This window comes from Leifsonia sp. SIMBA_070, assembly GCF_046534635.1.
GTDB lineage: Bacteria > Actinomycetota > Actinomycetes > Actinomycetales > Microbacteriaceae > Leifsonia.
On record NZ_JAWRYK010000478.1, the window covers coordinates 1 to 260 of the forward strand.

Genomic DNA, 260 nt, shown 5'->3' on the forward strand with positions numbered 1-260 from the left:
CTGCACAAGTTCAATCCGACCGTGCCCATGCAGTATTTGAAGCAGGCACTGGCAGAGATCGCTTCACCCAAGTCCGCGGATGCCATCACCGAGAACAAACGCATCCACGATTACCTCACCGACGGCTTCCGGCTGACCTACATCGACACCGACGGCACCGAGGCCAGTCCCACGCTGCGGCTGCTCAGCCACGACCCTGACGATAACGACTGGCTCGCCGTCAACCAAGTCACCATTGTGCAGGGCGACTACAAGCGCCG

1 protein-coding gene is annotated in these 260 nt (G+C 60.4%); it reads left to right on the forward strand.

Annotated features, from left to right (window positions below; translation table 11 throughout):
- Nucleotides 1-21: 21 nt before the first annotated feature.
- A partial coding sequence (locus tag SB754_RS21120; RefSeq protein ID WP_410784300.1) for a hypothetical protein occupies nucleotides 22-260 on the forward strand: 239 nt, incomplete at its 3' end.